The sequence below is a fragment of the Marinobacter sp. UBA2688 genome, assembly GCF_002352785.1.
GTDB lineage: Bacteria > Pseudomonadota > Gammaproteobacteria > Pseudomonadales > Oleiphilaceae > Marinobacter > Marinobacter salarius.
Map to the genome: position 1 here is coordinate 106,651 of NZ_DELU01000005.1, position 22,144 is coordinate 128,794.

A 22,144-nucleotide genomic window follows, 5' to 3' on the forward strand; every position below is an offset into this window, starting at 1 on the left:
GCCCCTCAAGCTCCTGATCCGGAACCCGAGGCTGCAACTGATGCAAACCTTCAGGAATACCCCGCGTACCTGACTGCTCCCATGCTAGAGCAGTATATTCGCAAGTGAAGTGGGAAGATCTATATACGGATTGAGCAATCAATGCGCGAAAATCTGTAGATCACCTCGCCCCCCTGTCCGCACAACCATTGTGCTGGCCAGAAGGAAGATTGAACCCATCTTGTTTCTTTCTCTACCCAAATACCGTTACCGTTTGTCGGCTCAGCGCCACAAGCTCTCCGCTAGCCGTCCAGATACCAGCCTGGGTATGACCGTATCCCGCGTCAGCCTTATCAATCTCCGCCTTGTATAATAGCCAGTCCCCTGGCTCCAGAACTGGTCTGGGGTGCACAATTTCAAGAGCCCAACTTAAGGAGCTCGTTTTCACCCGCTGCTTCATATACGGCAACACAGCAGGCGGCCATGCATCAACAAGCGCGACAATGTGGGCATCTGAAAAGGTTTCAGGCGTTTGCCGGAACTGCATCCAGCCACCAAGCTCCCGACCACCTTTACCACTGAACGGAAGATTGCCAAACGCCCAGCGCATCTCAATGTGCTGAATGAACTCCGGTGTAACACCTTCAATGAAATCCAGGCCGTGGCACTGCTCCACCGGCTTCGCCGCAGGCGCTGGTGCGGCATCGACCGAAACGTCAGACTCCCGGTCGCTACCAAAACTCGCCAGCGCCACCAACTTCGGCTCTCCGCCCTGGACAATGCGGCCCAAAACCTGGCTGACTGCTTTGCCTTCCCGCAGGATTTCAGCCTCGACTGTCGCCGGCTCATCCGGCGTTACTGGCCCCACAAAGGACACCTGCATTGAACGCATGGGGCGGCCGGGTGCGACAACACTGGCCATTCGGTCAAATACCAGGGCCGCAACCACTCCACCAAAAGAGGCACGTCCTTGGCCCCAGCTTGAAGGAACAACCAGATCTTTACCGTTGGCCCCACTCTTTATCAGCTCATCAAAATTCATGCACCCACCTCGTTAGCATGCTATTCGAAACAATCCGGAGATTGCCGAAGATCCACCCGCAACGCAACCGTCATCGCCGGCAACTACCTACTGCGCTAACTGCATTAGCCGTGTTAAAGCCACAACAAACCAGTTATAATCCCCGCCACAACACGCATTGCATTGCAATGCCCTACCCTCCGAATTCCGAGTAATTTAATGTCTGAATTGTCTTTTGCCGATCTCGGCCTGGATCCAGCTGTCCTCGAAGCGGTTGCCGCCGTCGGCTATGAAAAGCCCTCACCCATACAGGCCCAGACGATCCCTGCGCTGTTGGCCGGTAAGCATTTGCTGGGCGTAGCTCAGACAGGTACCGGTAAAACCGCTGCCTTTGCGCTGCCGTTGCTGAGCCGTATAGACGCGTCTGTCATGGAGCCGCAGATTCTGGTTCTGGCACCCACGCGGGAACTGGCCATCCAGGTGGCCGAGGCGTTTACCACCTATGCCAGCAAGTTCCGCAACTTTCACGTTCTGCCTATCTATGGCGGTCAGGACTTTTTCCCTCAGATCAAGGGCCTGCGCCGCGGTGCCCAGGTGATCGTGGGCACCCCTGGCCGAATGCTGGATCACCTCCGCAAGGGCACACTGAAGCTGGACAGCCTCAAGGCGCTGGTACTGGACGAAGCCGACGAAATGCTGCGCATGGGCTTCATCGACGACGTGGAAGCGATCCTGGCAAAGACCCCGGACAACTGCCAACGTGCGCTGTTCTCCGCGACCATGCCGCCGCAGATCAAGAAGGTCGCCCAGACCTATCTGCGCGACGCCACGGAAGTGAAAATCGAGAGCGAGACCCGCACGGTTGAGCGCATTTCCCAGTTTGTTCTGCCGGTCTATGCCGAACGCAAACTGGATGCCCTGACCCGCATCCTGGAAGTGGAACCGCTCGACGCCGCCATTATTTTTGTGCGGACGAAAGCGGAAACCACGTTGCTGGCTGAAAAACTATCCGCACGCGGCCATGCCGTAGCGCCGCTGAATGGTGACCTGAACCAGCGCCAGCGTGAGCAGACGGTAGAAGACCTCAAGCGCGGCAAGAAAGACATTATCGTGGCAACGGATGTTGCGGCCCGCGGCCTTGATGTCCCCCGCATTACTCACGTAATCAACTACGACGTGCCTTACGACACCGAAGCCTACATTCACCGGGTTGGCCGCACCGGCCGTGCCGGTCGTGAGGGCAAGGCGATTCTGCTGGTCACGCCTCGTGAACGCAGCTGGCTGCGCACGCTTGAGCGCGCCACCAATTCGCCGATGGAATCCTATGAGCTGCCCTCGCCCAACGCTCTGAAGAAGATGCGCGAAGAGCAGTTTGAGTCACAGCTTCTGGGCTTTGCCGAGGATGGCAAGCTGGGCAAGGCGATGGCGTTGCTCGATGAAATTGCCGAACGCAACGACATGGACATTGCGATGGTTGCTGGTGCGCTGGCTTGCTATCTGGAGGCATCCCAGCCGGGCTCACTGCCCTTGGAACAGCCGGAAGCACTGCCGGTGGTTTCTGCCACCGCACCGCCACGTCGTGACCGCAAAGGTGGCCGTCCAGGCGGTAAGCCAGGCGGGTTCAAGCCAGGATTCAAGAAGGGCCCCAAGGGCCGCGGTGGCCCAGGCCCGAAGGGCAAGCCTCCCGGCAAGGGTGGCAAGCCTTCTGGTAAACGCCCACCCCGTCAGGGCTGATCTGCTGACTTAGGCGCTCAAGGCTGACTTGGGCGCTGGTAGACGACGAAGCTGTAGTCGTAAGGATTATTATCGGACGCGGAGAAATCCTCCCGTCCGAGCTCTTCCCACTCATCCCAGTTTACTTCCGGAAAGAATGCGTCTCCCTCCACCTCGGCGTGCACCTGGGTGACGTAGATCCGATCCACCATCGGCAGCGCTTCCGCGTAGATCTGCCCACCGCCGATGATCATGACTTCATCTCCGCCTTCAATCTCGGCCTGTGCTTCGGCTTTGACCAATGCGTCTTCCAATGATTCTGCCGCAACCGTTCCGGCGGGTGCCTCCCATTCCGGATTCCGTGAAATCACCACGTTCATTCGCCCGGGCAAGGGTCTACCAATGGAATCCCAGGTTTTCCGGCCCATGATGATGGGTTTTCCCATGGTGGCCTGTTTGAAGTACCTGAGATCGCCCGGCAAGTACCACGGCAGCTTGTTGTTACGGCCGATGACCCGGTTGCGGGACATGGCTACTATTAGAGCTTTTCTCATTGTTTGTTTATCCTCTTGATTGGGAGCTCCGGATCCCGGGCCCTCGGGACTTAGGGGCTGCAATAGGGCGAGATAATCTGTCCAAAAAACGCCTCAAGGCATCCATGCGCGGCTTGGGCTCCGCCATCCATGGCTCCGCACATTTTTGGACAGATTATCCCGCCCTATTGCGATTCGGCCATACAGATGGTCGATCCACAATTACTTCAATGCAGAGCAGTAGCAAATCTCGAATCATCGCGAACACTCAACCTGACCAACCCTTTCAGATAATCGAACTCTGCTATTCGGTCGCAGGGCAGCGTGTGGGGACTTTCGAAAATGTGCGGAGCCATGGATGGCGGAGACCAAGCCGCACACGGACGTCTCGAGGCGTTTTTCGAAAGTCCCCACACGCCGTTCTGCAGGCACCAAAATAAAAGGGCCAGGCCCAGCTAGAGATCAAATAGCAATGGGTGCCTTAATCCCAGGATGCGGCTCATACCCGTCAAACTCGAAATCCTCCAGCTCGTACTCGAAGATCGATGAAGGCTTCCGCTTGATCACCAGTTGGGGCAACGCCCGTGGCTCCCGCTTCAACTGCTCGAACACGATGTCGTCGGTCAGGTGGTTCTGGTACAGGTGACAATCGCCAAAGGTATGGACGAACTCCCCCACACCCAGATCGCACTGCTGGGCAATCATGTGAGTCAGCAACGCATACGAGGCAATATTGAACGGCACCCCCAGGAACAGATCCGCACTGCGCTGATAGAGCTGACAGGAGAGCTTGCCGTCGGCGACGTAGAATTGGAACAGGCAGTGGCACGGAGCCAAGGCCATGCGACCCTTGCGGACGTTGTCCTGGGGGCCAATGGATTCATCCGGGAGCTCAGCCGGGTTCCACGCCGAGACAATCAACCGGCGTGAATTGGGCTTGTTGCGAATCTGGTCAATCACTTCGCTGATCTGGTCGACGGTGCTGCCATCCGGGCAGTGCCAGCTTCGCCACTGCTTGCCGTAAATAGGACCGAGGTCTCCGCTCTCCAGGGCCCATTCATTCCAGATAGAAACGTTGCGCTCTTTCAGCCAGTTGTTGTCGGTGGACCCCTGCAGGAACCACAACAGCTCCTGGATAATGCTGCGCAGGTGGACTTTCTTGGTGGTCACCAGCGGGAAGCCGTCCTGCAGGTCAAAGCGAATCTGGCGGCCGAAGACCGAGCGGGTGCCGACGCCGGTGCGGTCACCGCGGTCCATACCGTTGTTCACCACGTCTTTCATCAGGTCGAGATAGGCTTTCATTCAGCGTTTCTCCGGTAAGCAATAACGATCAGAACGGCGCCCGCCAGGATCATCGGGAACGACAACACCTGCCCCATGGTCAGCCAGTCGAAGGCCAGGTAACCCAGCTGGGGGTCGGGCTGGCGAACAAACTCCACCAGGAAGCGGAAGATGCCGTAACACGCCAGGAACAGGCCTGAGACCGCCATGCGAGGTCTCGGTTTGGACGAAAACCACCACAGTACGATGAACAGCAGGACACCTTCCAGCGCGAACTGGTAAAGCTGGGACGGGTGCCGGGCCAGACTGTCCGGCGCGGTACGGAAGACCATACCCCAGGCAACATCCGTGGGTTTGCCCCAGAGTTCGCCGTTGATGAAGTTGCCGATGCGACCAGCACCCAGGCCAACCGGCACCAGTGGTGCGACGAAATCCGCAATCTGCCAGAAGGTGCGATCCACCTTGCGACCGAACCACCACATGGCGAAGATCACACCAAGCAGGCCACCGTGGAAGGACATTCCCCCTTCCCACACGCGTAGCAACATCAACGGGTCAGCCGCGAAGGCACTGAAATTGTAGAAGATCACATAGCCAAAGCGGCCGCCCAATATCACGCCAAGGGCAATGTAGAACAGCATGTCCCCCATCTGCACTTCGGTAATGGGCGACCAGGGCTTGCGGGCGCGAAGGCGGCCCAGCCACCAGCCCACAAGAAATCCGACCAGGTAGGTCAAGCCATACCAGTGTATTTTCAAAGGCCCGATGGCAATGGCCACCGGATCGATTTGCGGATGCTGGAGCATCAATAACCCCTCAGGTCAGAACAGAAAACGGATACCTACGACAATCAGGAAGATGGCGAAGATTTTTTTCAACAGGACTGCGTCCAGGCGATGAGCCAGGTTGGCTCCAACCCGGGCGAACAACACACTGGTCAGAACGATACCCACAAACGCAGGCAGATAGATAAACCCGACACTGAGCTCCGGCAGATCTGGGTTCTGCCATCCGGTGCCAATGTTTGCCAGCGCACCGGCCACAGCGATGGGCAATCCACAGGCAGCGGAGGTGCCTACCGCTTGCTGCATCCGCACGTTGCACCAGCTCAGGAACGGAACAGTCAGCGTCCCCCCGCCAATGCCAAAAATAGCGGATGCCCAGCCAATACCGGCCCCGGCACTGCCCAGCCCAACGGAACCGGGCACATCGCGGCCAGGTTTGGGGTTGGCACCGAAAAGCATTTTCAAAGCCACCAGAATGACAAACACACCAATGACCAGCTCCAGGGCCTCACCACTGAGCATGGATGCGGTCCAGGCACCCAACACCGCACCGAGCACAATGCCCGCCGTCATGGGGCGGAATATCTCCCAGCGGACGGCGCCGTGGAGATGGTGGGACCGTATTGAACTGATGGAAGTGAAGACAATAGTGGCCAGAGATGTGCCCACGGCAAGGTGCGCCGCAATGTCGCTACTCACACCCTGCAGGTCAAAACTGAAAATAAGCACCGGAACAATAACCAGCCCGCCACCAATGCCAAACAGGCCGGCCATGGTGCCCGCCAGGGCGCCCAGCACAAGGTACAGGCCAACAACAGCAAAAAGGGTCATACTCAGCCACACGCAGACAGCAAATCAGGCTGGTATGATACACACCGAATCCCTTTTGTTCACTCGCGACTGATGAGCCCGCCACCATGTGCCTGATTGTTTTTAGCGTAAAACAGCATCCTGCCTTTCCATTGGTCGTGGCAGCAAATCGTGATGAGTTCTTTCGCCGGCCCACGGCGGCCATGGACTGGTGGCACAGCGAAACCGCCGGGCGCGATGTCCTGGCGGGACGTGATTTACAGTCAGGGGGCACCTGGCTCGCAGTCGATGAGGATGGAGCTGTTGCCGCCGTGACCAATGTGCGGGAAGGCTCGCAGGTGACCGGCGCCCACTCCCGTGGCGAACTGCCACTGATGGCGCTGGCAGACAACAGTGATGCGCTCGCAGCCCGGCTGCAGACACGAAAAAGCGATTACTCGGGATTCAATCTGGTCAGGCTGAGTGGCCACTCGGGATGGTACTACAGCAACCGTGACGCTCACCCCGGGCGCCATGTTCATCGCGGCACCTACGGCTTGAGCAACCACCTTCTGCAGACCCCATGGCCAAAACTGCTGAGATTGAGAAACTCGGTGACCGATTTGCTTGAAGGTGCGTCGGCAGACCGCACTGATGACCTCCATCACAATCTTATCGAACGCCTGCAGGACACCACGCCGGCGCCCGACCATGAACTACCGGATACCGGTATTGGCAAGGACACCGAGCGCTTTCTGTCTTCGCCGTTCATTATCGGCAGTGACTACGGTACCCGCGCCACGACAGTGGTCACGGTCAGCGCCGTCGGTGAAGTCCGGGTAACGGAACAGTGCTGGGGACCGGAGGGAAAAAAGGAAGGCACAAGGCATTTCTGCTGGCAGCGGTCGGCCTGAAGCTTTGGTATAATCCGCCAAATTCCGCGAAGCAACCGGAGGCCCTTTATGGCCGGTGAGAAAAGCGCGGCGTCCATCGCCGACTTCGAAAAATCCCTGGATGAGCTGGAAAAACTGGTCCATGACCTGGAGCAGGGCGAACTCTCCCTGGAGCAGTCTCTTACTGCATTCGAGCGCGGCGTAAAGCTGACTCGCGAGTGCCAGCAAGCGCTCAAGACGGCGGAACAGCGGGTGGAGCAACTGGTGGAAAACAGCGATGGTACACTGGAAACGCGCCCTTTTAGCCCGGACGAACCCGCCTGATGTCAACTCCGAACACCCGCCTGGCAGCTTTCCTGGAGCAATGCCGCAATCAGATTGACGACGAACTTGAGCGCCAGCTTTGTGCATCCGGCCACGGCTCTGAACGCCTGCAACAGGCCATGCGATACAGTGTTCTGGGCGGTGGCAAGCGCATCCGGCCGGCGCTTTGCGTGGCGGCAGCCACGGCGCTTGGCCAGCCTCAGGAAAGTGCGATCGTTCCCGCCTGTTCGCTGGAACTGATCCATGCCTACTCGCTGATTCACGATGACCTGCCCGCCATGGACAACGATGACCTGCGCCGGGGCCGCGCCACCACGCACATCGCCTTTGACGAAGCCACCGCCATATTGGCAGGCGATGCGCTGCAGACCCTTGCGTTCGGCTGGCTGGCCGAAGCACCGGGACTGGAGGATCAGGTGCGCCTTGCAATGATACGAGAATTGGCGACCGCCAGCGGCCACCAGGGCATGGCGGGTGGACAGGCGATAGACCTTGAGTCCGTAGGCAAGCAACTGACCGTTGAGCAATTGGAAAATATGCACCGCCACAAAACCGGCGCACTCATTGAAGCCAGCGTCCGGATCGGCGCCCTCACCGCAACCGATGTGAACGAAGACCAGTTGTCAGCCCTCACGGTTTATTCGCAAACCCTCGGTCTCGCCTTCCAGGTGCAGGATGACTTGCTGGATATTGAGGGCGATACCACTGTGATCGGCAAACCCCAGGGCTCGGATCTGGCCCGATCCAAGCCGACCTATCCCTCGCTGCTGGGCGCCGACGGCGCCCGAAACTACCTGTCACAGCTGCTTGAGTCCGCACTGGCCAGCATCGAGATGTTTGGCGAGGAAGGCGACCTGCTCCGGGACATGGCCGGTTACGTGGTGGTACGCACCCATTGATCATCAACGGCTCTGGCATGCACACTGACTTATGAAGGACTGGAGGGGCCCGGCTGGCCCAATCAGTATGAAACCGGGTGCCTTCATACCCTATAATAGAACCCACATTTTGAATCACCCGGAAAAGACCCGAGCAGATGCAGGATACATATACTTTTAAGGAAATCCCGTCCCAACGGCCCAACACGCCGCTGTTGGACAGGATCGACACTCCCGGGCAACTGCGCGAACTGGCAGCAGAGCAGCTGACCCAGCTCGCCAGGGAGCTACGTGCCTTCCTGCTATGGTCGGTGGGGCAAACAGGCGGCCACTTCGGCGCCGGCCTGGGTGTCCTGGAGCTGACCGTTGCCCTGCATTACGTCTTCAATACCCCGGAAGACCGTCTGGTCTGGGACGTGGGCCACCAGGCCTATCCCCATAAAATCCTGACCGGGCGCCGGGAACGCATGAACAGCATCCGTCGAAAGGATGGCCTGGCCGGTTTCCCGAAACGGGCGGAGAGCGAATACGATACCTTCGGCGTTGGTCATTCCAGCACTTCCATCAGCGCTGCCTTGGGTATGGCCATCGCCTCCCGCATGCAGGGCACTGGTCGCAAGAGCATCGCCATCATCGGCGATGGTGCCATGACGGCCGGCATGGCGTTCGAAGCCCTGAACCACGCCGGGCACCTGGACGCCAACATGCTGGTGATCCTCAACGACAATGACATGTCTATTTCCCGCAACGTTGGTGGGTTGTCGAACTATTTTGCCAAGCTGTTGGCGAGCCGGACCTACAATCAGGTCCGCGACAGTGGAAAACGGGTACTCCAGGGCACGCCACAGTTGATGGCGCTGGCCCGTAAGACCGAGGAGCACTTCAAGGGCATGATTTCCCCGGGCACGCTGTTTGAGGAGTTGGGGTTCAACTATATCGGCCCCATCGACGGCCACGACCTGCCTCTGCTGCTGGAGACCCTGGAGAACATCCGCGAACTGGACGGACCGCAATTCCTCCACGTGGTCACCACCAAGGGCAAGGGTTTCGCCCCGGCCGAAGCCGATCCAATTGGCTACCATGCCATCAACAAGATCGAACCGGTGCCGCCCAGCAAGCCGGAACCGGTTGCTCCGAAGCCGTCGAAGCTAAAATACGCCAACGTGTTTGGCCAATGGCTCTGCGACGCCGCAGAAGCCGACAACCGCATTGTGGGGATCACCCCCGCCATGTGTGAAGGCTCTGATCTTCTGGCGTTCTCCCAACGCTTCCCGGACCGGTATTTCGACGTTGCCATTGCTGAGCAGCATTCAGTCACCCTGGCTGCGGGCCTTGCCTGTGACGGCGCCAAACCGGTGGTGGCGATCTATTCGACGTTCCTGCAGCGTGCCTACGATCAGCTGATCCATGACGTGGCCATACAGAATCTGGACGTCCTGTTCGCTATTGACCGCGCCGGGCTGGTCGGCGAAGACGGCCCCACTCACGCAGGCGCGTTTGACATCAGCTACTTGCGTTGTGTCCCGAACATGATCGTGATGACTCCCTCTGACGAAAACGAAACCCGGCAACTGCTGCACACAGGCATGCTGTTTGAGGGGCCGGCGGCAGTGCGCTACCCGCGGGGCACAGGCCCGGGGGCAGAGATGGTCCGCGAACTGGCTCCGCTACCGATCGGCAAGGGCCGGCTTGTGAAAGAAGGCTCGGGCATTGCCATACTCAACTTCGGCACACTGCTCACGCCCGCACTGGAGGCTGCCAAGTCTCTGGGCGCCACCGTCGCCGACATGCGCTTCGTAAAACCGCTGGATGAAGATCTCATCCTGGCATTGGCGGAAAAGCATGACCTGCTGGTCACGATTGAAGAGAACGCCATTGCCGGCGGAGCGGGCAGTGCGGTGACGGAATTCCTGAACAGCCGGGATGTCAGCCAGCCTGTGCTTCAGATCGGCCTGCCAGACACCTTCATAGATCACGGTAAGCACGGCGAGTTGCTGTCTTCCTGCGGACTGGATGCCGAAGGCATCAGGCACACTATCGAAACCCGCCTGGAGCGAATAAAGTACAACCAGTCGCTAAAGGCGGTTCAATAAGCGCGCGAAGAAATCACATCAGACGGCGGGATCGTCGTCCTGGTGGGTCTCGAACCAGTGTCCGAGCTTGCTCTGCTTGGTATTGAGGTAATGTTCATTGTGGGGGTTGCGCCCCACATGCAAAGGGACGCGCTCCGCTATCTCTATACCCAGTTCGGTCAATGCATCCACCTTGCGGGGGTTATTGGTCATCAGCCTCAAGCTACGAATGCCCAAGTGTGCCAGCATATCCCGGCACATGCTGTAGTCCCGCAAGTCAGCCGCAAAGCCAAGCTGTTCGTTTGCTTCCACAGTATCCGCGCCCTGATCCTGCAGGTTGTAGGCACGAATCTTGTTCAGCAGGCCGATACCCCGGCCCTCCTGGCGCAAGTACATAAGGATGCCTCGGCCTTCGCGGGCAATACTCCGCAAGGCTTCCTCCAACTGATAACCACAGTCACAGCGCATGCTGTACAGTGCATCACCGGTCAGGCACTCGGAGTGAGTCCGCGCCAGCATCGGCTCCGGACTGTTGAGGTCACCCAGCGTAAGTGCCACGTGCTCCTTTCCGGTGTCCGGCTCTTCAAAGCCGTGCATGTCGAAAACGCCGAAAGGGGTTGGCAGCCGGCAAGTCTGGATGTAACGAACAGCCACAGTGTTTCCTCGTGGTTCAATCAATCGAGCGGCGCATTCTATCACGAGGCCAGCGCCCTGGCGTAGTCTCTGTATGGTGGATCCTACGAACCGGAGTCAGAAGCAGACCAGTGGCCACTGCGACCACCCTTCTTCTCCAACAGGCGGACATTGTCCACGACCATGCCGCGATCAACGGCCTTGCACATATCGTAGAGTGTCAGTGCTGCCACGCTGGCGGCCGTCAGGGCCTCCATCTCAACACCGGTCTGCCCGGAGAGCTTGCAGCGAGTGGCAATGTGGATCGAAGCACCGTCCCTGCCTGGCGTCAGCTCTACCTTTACCGACGTCAGGTTCAGCGCGTGGCACAGCGGAATCAGCTCGTGGGTTTTCTTGGCTGCCATGATACCGGCAACCCGTGCCACTGCCAGCACATCCCCCTTGGGATGCTGCCCTTCCACAATCATTGCCAGGGTGTCCGGCGCCATTCGAATCAGGGCCTCGGCCCTGGCCTCACGCTCGGTAACAGCCTTGGACGTAACGTCTACCATGCGCGCGGCGCCAGTATCGTCAAGATGCGTCAGTTTGCTCACGGTGTCTCCCAAAATCGTTGATAAAAGCAGCCTTAACGGATCTATCATACCAGAGCGTATAGAACTGGCGGCTGGATCAGTATCCGTTCCCTGACCACCAGAAACCAATACCCGCAATACCCTGAGCGCCAGCCTGGCGCGCTGCGCGGGTATCATCAGGGACAAGCCCTCCAAGGGCGTAGACAGGCATCGCTGCGCCTGCGGCCAGCGCCTGGAACCGCTCCCACCCAATTCCCGTCGCGCCAGGATGAGAAGAGGTAGGCTTTACCGGGCCCAGGGTAATGAAATCTGCCTGGAGCTGTTCTGCATGGGCAATTTCCTCTTCATCGTGACAGGAGATTGCCAGCAGGTATCCCTCGGGTATCGGCCGGGCGGAATACTGTCGGGCCTCCCGCCACGGCAGGTGCAAACCGGCGGCCTGGGGCAGGCGCTCAAGCAGCGACGGGACACCGTGAAGCATCAACAGGGAATCGCTTGCGCGACACGCCTCCAGTGACCAGCCCGCCAACCGCTCGTAGACCTCATCGCTTAATCCCGGTGCCCTGAACAGGCACAACTGCGGGCGCGTTTCGAGCAAGCGCTGGCGAAGTTGTTCAGGGAATGCCGAGGGGTCACCGGCAGAACCGGTAATGGCATAGCGACGAGGCAGCTTCAGGGCGCGGATAATCGGACGGTTTGCGGCGGGAAAATCAACATCCGCCAGATCCTGGACATCGAGCCATTGTATCGCCTGCCCTTCAAGGCCCTCGGGGTCGCCTTCAGCGGATGAGGCTTCCCAGACATCAAGAAACACCCGCTTGTCCCCATAATCGTGGCGAATTTCAATCACCGGCTCAAGAAGGCCTGGATCTATCCGCAACCCGGTCTCTTCCCGAATTTCCCTGACCAGGGCCTGTTGGACCGTTTCACCAGCCTCAACCTTGCCACCCGGAAACTCAAGTAAACCGCCTTGGTGAACATGGTCCGGCCGACGGGCAATCAACACTTTCCCATCACGAAAGACAACACCCACCGCAACGTGTATTTCCTGAACTGGCGTCATAATCAGGTGCGATACTCAGCATTGATGGTGACGTAGTCATGGGAGAAGTCGCAGGTCCACACCCGTTCACTGACATTCCCTCGCCCGAGATTAATGTGGATGGTAATTTCCTCACCGTCCATCACCGCCTGCCCGCGGGACTCGTTGTAATCCGCAGCACGGCCGCCTTTGCGAACCAGGCACACATCTCCCAGCCAGATCTCGAGGGCGTTCAGGTCCAGTCCATCGACACCGGCACGACCCACGGCAGCCAGTATCCGCCCCCAGTTGGGATCGGACGCAAACAGCGCGGTTTTGACCAGTGGTGAGTGGGCAACGGTGTAGGCAACGTCCAGCGCCTCCTGGACCGATGTCGCACGGCTGACTTCAATGGTGACAAACTTGGTGGCACCCTCACCGTCACGGACAATCGCATGCGCCAGTTCGAGGAACACCTCGCGCAGCGCTTCCCTGAGCCTTGGCAGGGACGGGCTATCCGCCGTGATTTCAGGACCACCAGCTTGACCGCTGGCAATCAGCATGCAGGCATCGTTGGTGGACGTGTCGCCATCAATGGTGATCCGGTTGAAGGACGCCTCCCCCAATTCCGACGCAAAGCTCGCCAACACGTCCGGTGCGATACTCGCATCGGTGGCAATGAAGCCCAGCATGGTGGCCATGTTGGGACGAATCATACCCGCGCCCTTACTGATACCGGATATCGATACCGTTTGGCCATCCAGATCAATCTGGCGCGAGGCACCCTTGGGACGAGTGTCGGTGGTCATGATCCCCGACGCCGCTTCAGCCCAGTGGGACTCGGAGACATCCGCCAGTGCCTGCGGCAACGCGCTGACGATTTTATCAACCGGCAGTGGCTCCCCGATAACCCCTGTCGAAAACGGCAGTACGCTACCAGCGGGGACACCGGCGTTATCCGCCAGCGCCTGACAACAGGCCTGGGCATCCTTCATGCCTTGTTCGCCGGTGCCGGCATTGGCATTGCCGGTGTTGATCAGCAGGTAGCGCGGTGCATCGCTTGCCAGATGACTTCGCGTGACGTGAACAGGGGCCGCGCAGAACTGATTACGGGTGAAGATACCGGCCACTCGGCTACCCGGCGCCAACTCAATAACCACCAGATCCTTCTTGCCGGGTTTCTTGATACCGGCAGTGCCGATACCCAGCCTGACACCGGCCACCGGGAAAAACGTCGGCAAGGTTCCTGGACCAACTGCCATTTTCACTCTCCTTTCGTCATGATCGGCTTCTACCGGGCGGCCCGGCCGGAACACCGGTTACCAAACGAAAAACCCGCAACCTGTCGAGCAGGGTGCGGGCCTTAGTTCGATCACTCAGCGGCGGAAATCAGCTGACCTTTCCACAACACTGTTTGTACTTCTTGCCGGACCCGCACGGACAGGGCTCGTTCCGCCCCACTTTTCGGTCCTGACGCACAAAGGTCTCCGGTGTGCCCTGAGCTTCCTCAGCACCAGACCTACCTGCGTTGTCATCCTGCCTTTGCTGAGCGGTAGCACTGGTTTCATCGTGGCGCAGTCGCGCCTGGGCAAGCTCCCGCTCCAATTCTTCCTTGCGGCGGCGCTCCACCTCTTCCATTTCTTCACGGCCCTGAACACGGACATGGGACAACACCCGAACCACATCGCGCTTCATGGTTTCCAGCATACTTTCGAACAGGTTAAAGGCCTCGCGCTTGTACTCCTGCTTGGGGTTCTTCTGGGCATAACCACGCAGGTGGATACCACGGCGCAGGTGATCCATGTTTGAAAGATGCTCTTTCCAGAGCGTGTCGAGCACTTGCAGGAACACCTGCTTCTCGAACTTGCGCATCGACTCGGAGCCCGCCAGTTCCTCTTTGGCGTCGTAGGCCGCGACAATCTCTTCCAGAATACGCTGACGCAGATTCTCTTCGTAGAGCTTGCTGTCCTCGTCCAGCCATTGCTGAACAGGCAGGTTGATCGCCATTTCTGATTGCAGCTGGCTTTCCAGGCCGACAACATCCCACTGTTCCGGCATGCTCTGCGGCGGGATGAACTCACTGACCAGCGAATCCACGACATCCTCGCGGATGGTTTTAATCATCTCGGAAACGTCTTCCGACGACATGACCTCGTTACGCTGATCATAGATCACCGTACGCTGATCGTTGGCGACGTCATCGTATTCCAGCAGGGTTTTCCGCATATCGAAGTTGCGGCCTTCCACCTTACGCTGGGATTTTTCAATGGCGTTGGTGACCATTCGATGCTCGATGGCCTCGCCTTTTTTCATACCCATGGCCTGCATCAGGCTCTTCACGCGATCCGGCGCGAATATCCGCATCAGGTTATCTTCCAGCGACAGGAAGAACCGTGATGAACCGGGGTCGCCCTGACGACCGGCGCGGCCTCGAAGCTGATTGTCAATGCGGCGGGATTCGTGACGCTCGGTACCGATGATGTGCAGCCCGCCAGCCTCAAGTACCTGATTGTGACGCTCGGTCCACTCGGCCTTGATGCGGGCAACTTCCTCTTCGGTGGGATTTTCCATACCCGCCACTTCAAATTCCCAGTTACCACCCAACACGATGTCCGTACCACGGCCGGCCATATTGGTGGCAATGGTGACCGCACCCGGGCGACCTGCCTGAGCGATGATCTGTGCCTCACTCTCGTGCTGTTTCGCGTTCAGGATCTTATGATCAATTCGCGCCTTCTTGAGCAGCATGGATAGAAGCTCTGAGGCCTCAATTGAGGCAGTGCCCACCAGGATTGGCCGGCCCTCTGCCGTTACGTCCTTGATCTCATCAATAATGGCGTGGAATTTTTCTTCCTGAGTCAGGTAGATAAGATCGTTGTAATCGATTCGCTGGATCGGTTTGTTGGGAGGAATAACAACAACGTCCAGACCGTAAATCTGGCGAAATTCAAATGCCTCGGTGTCAGCGGTACCAGTCATACCGGCGAGCTTGTCGTATAGACGGAAGTAATTCTGGAAGGTGGTAGAAGCCAGGGTCTGGCTCTCTGCCTGGATACGAACTCCTTCCTTGGCCTCAATCGATTGGTGCAGGCCTTCGCTCCAGCGACGGCCTGGCATGGTACGACCAGTATGCTCATCAACAATCACTACCTGATCGCCCTGGACAATGTAATCCACGTCCTTCTGGAACAGATGATGAGCTCGGAGGGCCGAGTGGACGTGATGCAACAGGCTAAGGTTGGCGGCCGAATACAGGCTTTCACCTTCCTTCAACAAGCCCCTTTCCAACAACAGCTCTTCCACTTTCTCATGACCGGTTTCGGTCAACTCCACCTGACGGGATTTCTCATCAATGGTGAAATCGCCACTGGGCTCGCCTTCTTCACTGACTTCGCCCAACTCGAGGCTTGGCACAAGCTCGTTGATCGCCAGATAGAGTTTTGAACTGTCTTCGGCCGCACCGGAGATGATCAGCGGTGTGCGAGCTTCGTCAATCAGAATGGAGTCCACTTCGTCCACGATGGCAAAGTGGAGGCCTCGCTGCACCTTGTCTTCCGTGCTGAAGGCCATGTTGTCGCGAAGATAGTCGAAACCAAACTCGTTATTCGTACCGTAAGTAATGTCCGCCTGATAGGCAGCCCGCTTCTCTTCAGGAGGCTGGCCGGCTGCTACAACACCTACCTGCAGACCCAGGAAGCGATACAGCTTCCCCATCCATTCGGCATCGCGGCGAGCCAGGTAGTCGTTCACGGTGACCAGATGCACGCCCTTGCCGGTCAAGGCATTCAGGTACACGGCCAACGTCGCTACCAGCGTTTTACCTTCACCGGTTTTCATCTCGGAAATACGGCCTTCGTGAAGCGTGATACCGCCAATCATCTGCACGTCGTAGTGGCGCATCCCCATGACCCGACGACTCGCCTCACGAGTGGTGGCAAACGCTTCCGGAAGCAATGCGTCAAGGCTTTCGCCTTCGTCATAGCGGCGGCGAAATTCCGCGGTCTTACCTTGCAACTCGGTGTCGGACAAATTGCCATACTGCTCTTCAAGCTCATTAATACGCGATACGGTTTTTCGCATTCGCTTGATTTCTCTGGCGTTCTTACTGCCGAACATCTTGGTTGCAAGCTTTGTGAACATAGACCACTGCTTCTTTGATTAAACGGAGGAAGCCGGCATTCTAACCTTATTTCGCAGCAGTACAAAAGTCAGGCCTCACAGAAGCCTGTCACAACGCTGAAAAGATTGAAAAAAGGGTGCCGGAGGGGACAACGGGAAGAAATCAGGTGCCCTTGCAGGCACCTCTACAGGCGGTTAGCGGCTAGCCCGCTTGATGTAGGTTTCCGGATTTTCGGACTTGCCGTTGCGGATTACTTCAAAATGCACGTGAGGCCCGGTGGAACGGCCTGTGCTGCCCATCAGAGCCAGCACCTGCCCCTTCTGGACAACGTCGCCCACTTTGACCTTGATGGTCTTGGCATGGGCGTAGCGGGTTACCAGGCCATCGCCGTGGTCCACCTCAACGAGGTTGCCATAGCCATAGCGCTCGTCGGCGTAGGTAACCACGCCACCCGCCACGGAAATGATATCACTTCCGTCCTTGCCAGCCAGATCCACACCAGCGTGCCAGGTACGCTTACCGGTGAACGGATCGGAACGATAGCCGTATTTCGAGGACAGCCAGCCCCAAGTAATAGGACGGCCCTCCACAAAAAGCTCTTTCTCAAGCTTCTGGCGGGAAGTGACCATGTCCAGCATGCGTAATTGCTGCTCCCGATCTTCAATGCGGCGTGCAAGCTGATCAATCATGCTGGTCAGTTCTGGCGCTGTAAAAGAGTCGCCATCAAGATTTTCTTCAGGGCCACCAACAGCAGCTGGCTGATCAAAATCGAACTCGTCGCTGGCCACCAGGCCCGACTCCAGGAAGCGCTGCCCGAGGGCATCAAGCCTGAGAAGACGTCCCTGCATATCACCCAACCGCAGCGTCAACGCATCAACCTGCTGCTGGACGTTCCGCTCGATTCGGGACAGCTCGGTCTTTTGCTCGCTCAGCCGGGACTGCCACTGAGCCACCAATTCCGATTCTGCGGGCTCGGCCGGCTCAATCTGGCTCACCGCCACCTGATAACCAGACCAACCCGCCAGTATCAGTAGTGCAGTCACGATAAACACCACTCCTGCCAGAACAGGGGCGTTTATCGAAACCGTACGGGATTTCCCATGGCGCTTGCCAACGAGGATAATGTTCATATCGTCTTCTGGTTTCACGGGGACGCAACCTGATCCTGTAGTGTTGCATCCTGAGTGTTCTGACTGGGCCTGCCGGGGCATCCTTTGCCAGATTGCGGAATTCCTCTCCGACTACTCAATCCTGGGCAGCATAAATCGCGTCTGAAACCGCACGTGCTATCCATTGCAACGACTACGTTTAATAAAATAGCAGCCGCCCGTGGACATACACACACCAGACAATGTAAAACGAGTGTAATACAGGCGCTGCCTATTAACCGTGCCGAAGTGTAACCAATCGTTACCGTTGTCGTCGAGAATTACTGATTGCCATGAAAAAGAAAACCGACCTCGAATTGACTCCGGACAGCTTTTCCAGAGCTTCAACCCTGCGTGAACTGATGGCAAAAGCCCAGCATCATACTCAGGCAGAGCAGCTCGTTATCGCTGCGCTTCCGGAAAGCCTGGCCAAAGGCACACGGTTTGTCAGTTGCCGTGACGGGGAGCTGATTCTGTCGGCTACAGCGGCCACCACTGCCAGCCAGATCCGTTTCCGCCAGCATGAAATCATGGAAGAGCTTCGCAAGCAGGAGCTGTTCCGCTTCGTCTGGAAACTGAAGGTCAAGGTCGCTCCGCCGCGATTCAGCGAGCGTCCGAAAGCAAAAATGACGCCCCTTAGTAACGAAAATGCCCGGCTCCTCAAAGAGGAAGCCGGGCACACGAAGGACAAACAATTACGCGAGGTTCTCGAAAAACTCGCAAGCCACGTCCGGGATTAAGGCGTCCTGCCTCAGCCCGCCGCCAGCACAGGTTTCATGTAGGAAATCGGGGCAGCGGCCTCGTCGTCGAAGGTCACCACTTCCCACGCATCCTCTTCCGCCCTGAGCTTGCGCAGCAGCTTGTTATTCAGGTCGTGGCCGGATTTAATACCACGGAACTCGCCAATCAGGCTGTTGCCCAACTGGTAGAGGTCACCGATGGCATCCAGCAACTTGTGCTTTACGAATTCGTCATCGTAACGCAGACCGTCTTCGTTGAGGATTTTGTAATCGTCAACGACGATGGCATTGTCAACGCTTCCGCCCAACGCCAGGTTCATCGCACGCAACTTTTCGATATCGCGCATGAACCCAAACGTTCGTGCGCGGCTGACTTCCTTCACGAACGACGTGCTCGAAAAGTCAACGGTTGCGGTCTGGGCGCGCCCCTTGAAAACAGGGTGGTCGAAGTCGATACCGAAGCTGACCTTGAAGCCTTCGAAAGGCAGCAGGGTCGCCTTTTTGTCACCTTCTTCAACCGTCACTTCGCGCTTGATGCGAATGAAACGCTTGGCAGCGTCCTGCTCGGCAATACCGGCGGACTGCAGAAGAAACACAAATGGACCGGCAGAGCCGTCCATGATAGGCACTTCCGCGGCACTGAGCTCGACGAAACAGTTATCAATCCCGAGACCAGCCATGGCTGACAACAAATGCTCCACTGTTGCAACCCGGACACCGTCTTTCAGCAGTGTCGTGGAAAGCATGGTCTCACCGACGTTTTCCGCACAAGCACGGATTTCAACCACAGGGTCAAGATCCGTACGGCGAAAAACGATCCCCGAGTCCACCGGAGCGGGCTTCAGGGTCAGATACACTTTCTCCCCCGAGTGCAAGCCAACGCCGGTGGCGCGGATGGTGTTCTTAAGTGTCCGTTGTCTGATCATCGGTACATATTTCCGTCACATAAGTGCGATATAGTCTGGGCAAAATTCTGCCCGGAGAATACCAGAAAGTAACACTGAATACCATTTAACCAATCGTTAACCTTTGATTGGCCTCCCGGCACAAGTCCGGACTGATAGTCAGCACACGTTATTCGGTCACAAAGGTTCCATTACCGAATACATTTGCAACAGATTATCAGTCAGCCTGACGGCGAAGGAATGCGGGAATATCGAGATAGTCGACTCCCTGCTCCTCGCTGTCCTTGCTCTGATCAATCGCCACATTACCGTGAGCCACGGCACGACGACGCAGAACGGCCGGACGGTCAAGTTGGTTGTAATCCGTTGTGCCATCCAGGCTACGGGTGTTATCCACTACCTTGGTCGGCTTCTCGCGGTCGCCGCCCAGGCCGGTCGCAACCACCGTCACCTTGAGTTCGTCCGTCATTTCCGGATCAATCACGGTACCCACGACCACCGTGGCGGAATCCGAGGCGAATTCACGAACAATGTCACCAACCTCAGAGAATTCTCCCAGATTGAGGTCCATACCTGCTGTGATGTTGACCAGGATACCCTTGGCGCCCTGCAGGTTGATGTCTTCCAGAAGCGGGCTGCGCACAGCGGCTTCTGCAGCTTCGCGTGCACGATTCTCGCCAGTGGCACGCGCGGTACCCATCATGGCATTGCCCATCTCGGACATAACCGTTTTTACGTCGGCGAAATCCACGTTGATCATACCGTTGCGGGTAATCAGGTCAGCAATACCCTGAACCGCCCCCAGCAGAACATCGTTCGCCGAGCCAAATGCATCCAGCAGGCTGGTTTTCTTACCCATCACCGCCAACAACTTTTCGTTGGGGATGGTGATCAGCGAGTCAACGGTTTCCTCCAGCTCCTTGAGGCCAGCTTCCGCCACACTCATGCGCTTACCGCCTTCAAACATGAATGGCTTGGTGACAACGGCAACGGTCAGGATACCCATTTCCCGGGCCACTTCAGCCACAACCGGCGCGGCACCGGTGCCGGTTCCGCCGCCCATGCCGGCGGTAATAAACACCATGTCGGCGCCTTTCAGTGACTCGGCAATGCGGTCACGATCTTCCAAAGCGGACTGACGCCCCACCTCTGGGTTGGCGCCGGCACCCAGCCCTTTGGTGATATTGCCACCGAGCTGGATGATCTGACGTGCGTCCAGGTCGGTCAGGGCCTGGGCGTCGGTATTGGCGCAGATGAACTCTACACCCTCGACATCACTGTTGAGCATGTGGCGAACGGCATTGCCGCCACCACCGCCAACGCCTACTACTTTAATGACAGCGTTTTGCTGGACATTATCGACGAGTTCAAACATTTCCCCTACTCCTTCGTGCTGTTTATCAGCCTTTTCCAGACTGATTTTTCGAGATTATGATTTTCGAGATACCTTCGTGTATGTCTTCTCCCGGCTCGCCGTCAGAAATGACCGGTAAACCAGGCTTTCATGCGCTCAAACAGCGTGGGTGCATCTTCACCCTTAAGCGCCGGCGCCCGCCCCAGATCCATCTGGCGGAAGCCATGGATCAACAACCCAACGCCCGTGGCGTAGATGGGGTTGTTAACCACCTCCGTCATGCCGGAGACCGCCTGCGGACAGGCCAGCCTTACCGGCATGTGGAAGATTTCCTCCGCCAGTTCCACCACGCCTTCCATGGTGGAGGAACCGCCGGTAATCACGATGCCGGCCGGGATCAGGTCTTCGAATCCCGAACGACGAAGTTCAGACTGCACCAGGGTGAACAGCTCTTCGTAACGCGGCTCCACCACCTCGGCGAGCGCCTGACGGGACAGATCCCGTGGTGCCCGGTCGCCCACACTGGGCACCTTGATGGTTTCATCCGCGCCGGCCAGCTGAGTCAAGGCGCAGGCGTATTTGATCTTGATTTCCTCGGCATTCTGTGTGGGTGTTCGCAGGGCCATGGCAATGTCGTTGGTGACCTGATCACCAGCAATAGGAATGACCGCCGTGTGCCGAATGGCGCCACCGGTGAACACAGCGATATCGGTGGTACCACCGCCAATATCAACCACGCAGACACCCAGTTCCTTTTCATCCTCGGTGAGGATGGCGTGACTGGAGGCCAACTGCTCCAGGATGATGTCATCCACTTCCAGACCGCAGCGTTTCACGCACTTCTCGATGTTCTGAGCGGCGTTCACCGCACAGGTGACGAGGTGAACCTTGGCCTCCAGGCGAACGCCGGACATCCCCATGGGCTCCTTGATGCCCTCCTGGCTGTCGATCACGAACTCCTGCGGCAGTATGTGAAGGATCTTCTGGTCCGCCGGAATCGCCACCGCCTGGGCGGCGTCAATCACCCGGTCAATGTCAGCCTGGGTCACCTCCCGATCACGGATCGCTACAATGCCGTGGGAGTTGAGGCTCTTGATATGGCTGCCGGCAATGCCCGCGTAGACCGAGTGAATCCGGCAACCCGCCATCAGTTCGGCTTCTTCCACCGCACGCTGTATCGCCTGGACCGTGGTTTCGATATTGACGACCACACCACGTTTGAGCCCGCGGGAAGGGTGGGAACCGATACCCACCACTTCAATGGTCCCATCCATTTTGCGCTTGCCGACAATCGCAACCACTTTCGAGGTTCCGATATCGAGGCCGACAATCATGTTTTCCGTTTCATCCGATGACATCTATTCCACCAAACCGTAGGTCTGA

Annotated in this window: 20 protein-coding genes; 6 read left to right on the forward strand and 14 right to left on the reverse strand. The window is 57.8% G+C overall.

Translation table 11 applies throughout. The annotated features are described in order from the left end of the window. Positions 1-232: 232 nt before the first annotated feature. On the reverse strand, positions 233-1,021 hold the full coding sequence (locus tag B3M52_RS00910) for an acyl-CoA thioesterase (protein ID WP_286748523.1): 789 nt from the start codon (positions 1,019-1,021) through the stop codon (positions 233-235). 198 nt (positions 1,022-1,219) lie between these two features. Here B3M52_RS00910 and B3M52_RS00915 point away from each other — a divergent pair, with 198 nt between their 5' ends. Then, positions 1,220-2,734 carry a DEAD/DEAH box helicase gene (locus B3M52_RS00915; protein ID WP_036205678.1) on the forward strand — a complete coding sequence of 505 codons (1,515 nt, stop codon included), beginning with the start codon at positions 1,220-1,222 and terminating at the stop codon, positions 2,732-2,734. Positions 2,735-2,751: 17 nt separating this feature from the next. Here B3M52_RS00915 and B3M52_RS00920 read toward each other — a convergent pair whose 3' ends face one another. The 4 genes from B3M52_RS00920 to B3M52_RS00935 form a co-directional block, all read right to left on the reverse strand. Continuing rightward, positions 2,752-3,267 (reverse strand): dihydrofolate reductase, encoded by a 516-nt coding sequence (locus B3M52_RS00920; protein WP_036203793.1) that lies wholly within the window; start codon positions 3,265-3,267, stop codon positions 2,752-2,754. A gap of 441 nt (positions 3,268-3,708) precedes the next feature. Beyond that, a complete protein-coding gene (locus B3M52_RS00925; RefSeq protein ID WP_075194910.1) occupies positions 3,709-4,548 on the reverse strand; it encodes a thymidylate synthase in 840 nt (279 codons plus the stop codon). Continuing rightward, the gene (lgt, locus tag B3M52_RS00930; RefSeq protein WP_036203787.1) at positions 4,545-5,333 is read right to left on the reverse strand and encodes a prolipoprotein diacylglyceryl transferase; all 789 of its coding nucleotides are present in this window, start codon (positions 5,331-5,333) and stop codon (positions 4,545-4,547) included. The genes B3M52_RS00925 and lgt overlap by 4 nt, the downstream gene beginning before the upstream one ends. 15 nt (positions 5,334-5,348) lie before the next feature. Then, positions 5,349-6,143: a sulfite exporter TauE/SafE family protein gene (locus B3M52_RS00935; protein ID WP_286748524.1), complete on the reverse strand. Its 795-nt coding sequence runs from the start codon at positions 6,141-6,143 to the stop codon at positions 5,349-5,351. Between the two features lie 86 nt (positions 6,144-6,229). Between B3M52_RS00935 and B3M52_RS00940 the strand changes: the two genes are divergently transcribed. The 4 genes from B3M52_RS00940 to dxs all read left to right on the forward strand — a co-directional run bounded on the left by B3M52_RS00940 (position 6,230) and on the right by dxs (position 10,289). After that, positions 6,230-7,015: an NRDE family protein gene (locus B3M52_RS00940; RefSeq protein ID WP_286748525.1), complete on the forward strand. Its 786-nt coding sequence runs from the start codon at positions 6,230-6,232 to the stop codon at positions 7,013-7,015. A gap of 48 nt (positions 7,016-7,063) precedes the next feature. Further along, on the forward strand, positions 7,064-7,318 hold the full coding sequence (locus tag B3M52_RS00945) for an exodeoxyribonuclease VII small subunit (protein ID WP_036203780.1): 255 nt from the start codon (positions 7,064-7,066) through the stop codon (positions 7,316-7,318). After that, positions 7,318-8,217 (forward strand): polyprenyl synthetase family protein, encoded by a 900-nt coding sequence (locus B3M52_RS00950; protein ID WP_286748526.1) that lies wholly within the window; start codon positions 7,318-7,320, stop codon positions 8,215-8,217. The genes B3M52_RS00945 and B3M52_RS00950 overlap by 1 nt, the downstream gene beginning before the upstream one ends. Before the next feature lie 137 nt (positions 8,218-8,354). Then, positions 8,355-10,289, forward strand: a complete 1,935-nt coding sequence (gene dxs, locus B3M52_RS00955) for a 1-deoxy-D-xylulose-5-phosphate synthase (RefSeq protein WP_286748527.1) — start codon at positions 8,355-8,357, stop codon at positions 10,287-10,289. Positions 10,290-10,307: 18 nt separating this feature from the next. Here dxs and ribA read toward each other — a convergent pair whose 3' ends face one another. The 6 genes from ribA to B3M52_RS00985 all read right to left on the reverse strand — a co-directional run bounded on the left by ribA (position 10,308) and on the right by B3M52_RS00985 (position 17,762). Next, positions 10,308-10,922: a GTP cyclohydrolase II gene (ribA, locus tag B3M52_RS00960; RefSeq protein WP_286748528.1), complete on the reverse strand. Its 615-nt coding sequence runs from the start codon at positions 10,920-10,922 to the stop codon at positions 10,308-10,310. Between the two features lie 83 nt (positions 10,923-11,005). Beyond that, on the reverse strand, positions 11,006-11,494 hold the full coding sequence (gene moaC / locus B3M52_RS00965; protein WP_286748529.1) for a cyclic pyranopterin monophosphate synthase MoaC: 489 nt from the start codon (positions 11,492-11,494) through the stop codon (positions 11,006-11,008). Between the two features lie 76 nt (positions 11,495-11,570). Next, complete coding sequence (locus B3M52_RS00970; protein WP_286748530.1) at positions 11,571-12,536, reverse strand: Nudix family hydrolase; 966 nt, start codon at positions 12,534-12,536, stop codon at positions 11,571-11,573. Between the two features lie 2 nt (positions 12,537-12,538). After that, the gene (gene argJ / locus B3M52_RS00975; protein WP_286748531.1) at positions 12,539-13,756 is read right to left on the reverse strand and encodes a bifunctional glutamate N-acetyltransferase/amino-acid acetyltransferase ArgJ; all 1,218 of its coding nucleotides are present in this window, start codon (positions 13,754-13,756) and stop codon (positions 12,539-12,541) included. A 127-nt stretch (positions 13,757-13,883) separates the two neighbouring features. Continuing rightward, positions 13,884-16,634: a preprotein translocase subunit SecA gene (gene secA / locus B3M52_RS00980; protein ID WP_286748532.1), complete on the reverse strand. Its 2,751-nt coding sequence runs from the start codon at positions 16,632-16,634 to the stop codon at positions 13,884-13,886. 174 nt (positions 16,635-16,808) lie between these two features. After that, positions 16,809-17,762: a M23 family metallopeptidase gene (locus B3M52_RS00985; protein ID WP_286748533.1), complete on the reverse strand. Its 954-nt coding sequence runs from the start codon at positions 17,760-17,762 to the stop codon at positions 16,809-16,811. Positions 17,763-18,055: 293 nt separating this feature from the next. Between B3M52_RS00985 and B3M52_RS00990 the strand changes: the two genes are divergently transcribed. After that, on the forward strand, positions 18,056-18,502 hold the full coding sequence (locus B3M52_RS00990) for a DciA family protein (RefSeq protein WP_286748534.1): 447 nt from the start codon (positions 18,056-18,058) through the stop codon (positions 18,500-18,502). Positions 18,503-18,513: 11 nt separating this feature from the next. Here B3M52_RS00990 and lpxC read toward each other — a convergent pair whose 3' ends face one another. The 3 genes from lpxC to ftsA form a co-directional block, all read right to left on the reverse strand. Beyond that, positions 18,514-19,428, reverse strand: coding sequence for a UDP-3-O-acyl-N-acetylglucosamine deacetylase (gene lpxC, locus B3M52_RS00995; RefSeq protein WP_007154571.1), 915 nt, complete (start codon positions 19,426-19,428; stop codon positions 18,514-18,516). Positions 19,429-19,624: 196 nt separating this feature from the next. Beyond that, positions 19,625-20,782, reverse strand: coding sequence for a cell division protein FtsZ (gene ftsZ, locus B3M52_RS01000; protein ID WP_286748535.1), 1,158 nt, complete (start codon positions 20,780-20,782; stop codon positions 19,625-19,627). A 101-nt stretch (positions 20,783-20,883) separates the two neighbouring features. Further along, entirely contained in the window at positions 20,884-22,119 is a 1,236-nt protein-coding gene (gene ftsA, locus B3M52_RS01005) for a cell division protein FtsA (RefSeq protein ID WP_286748536.1), read from the reverse strand. Positions 22,120-22,144: the final 25 nt, after the last annotated feature.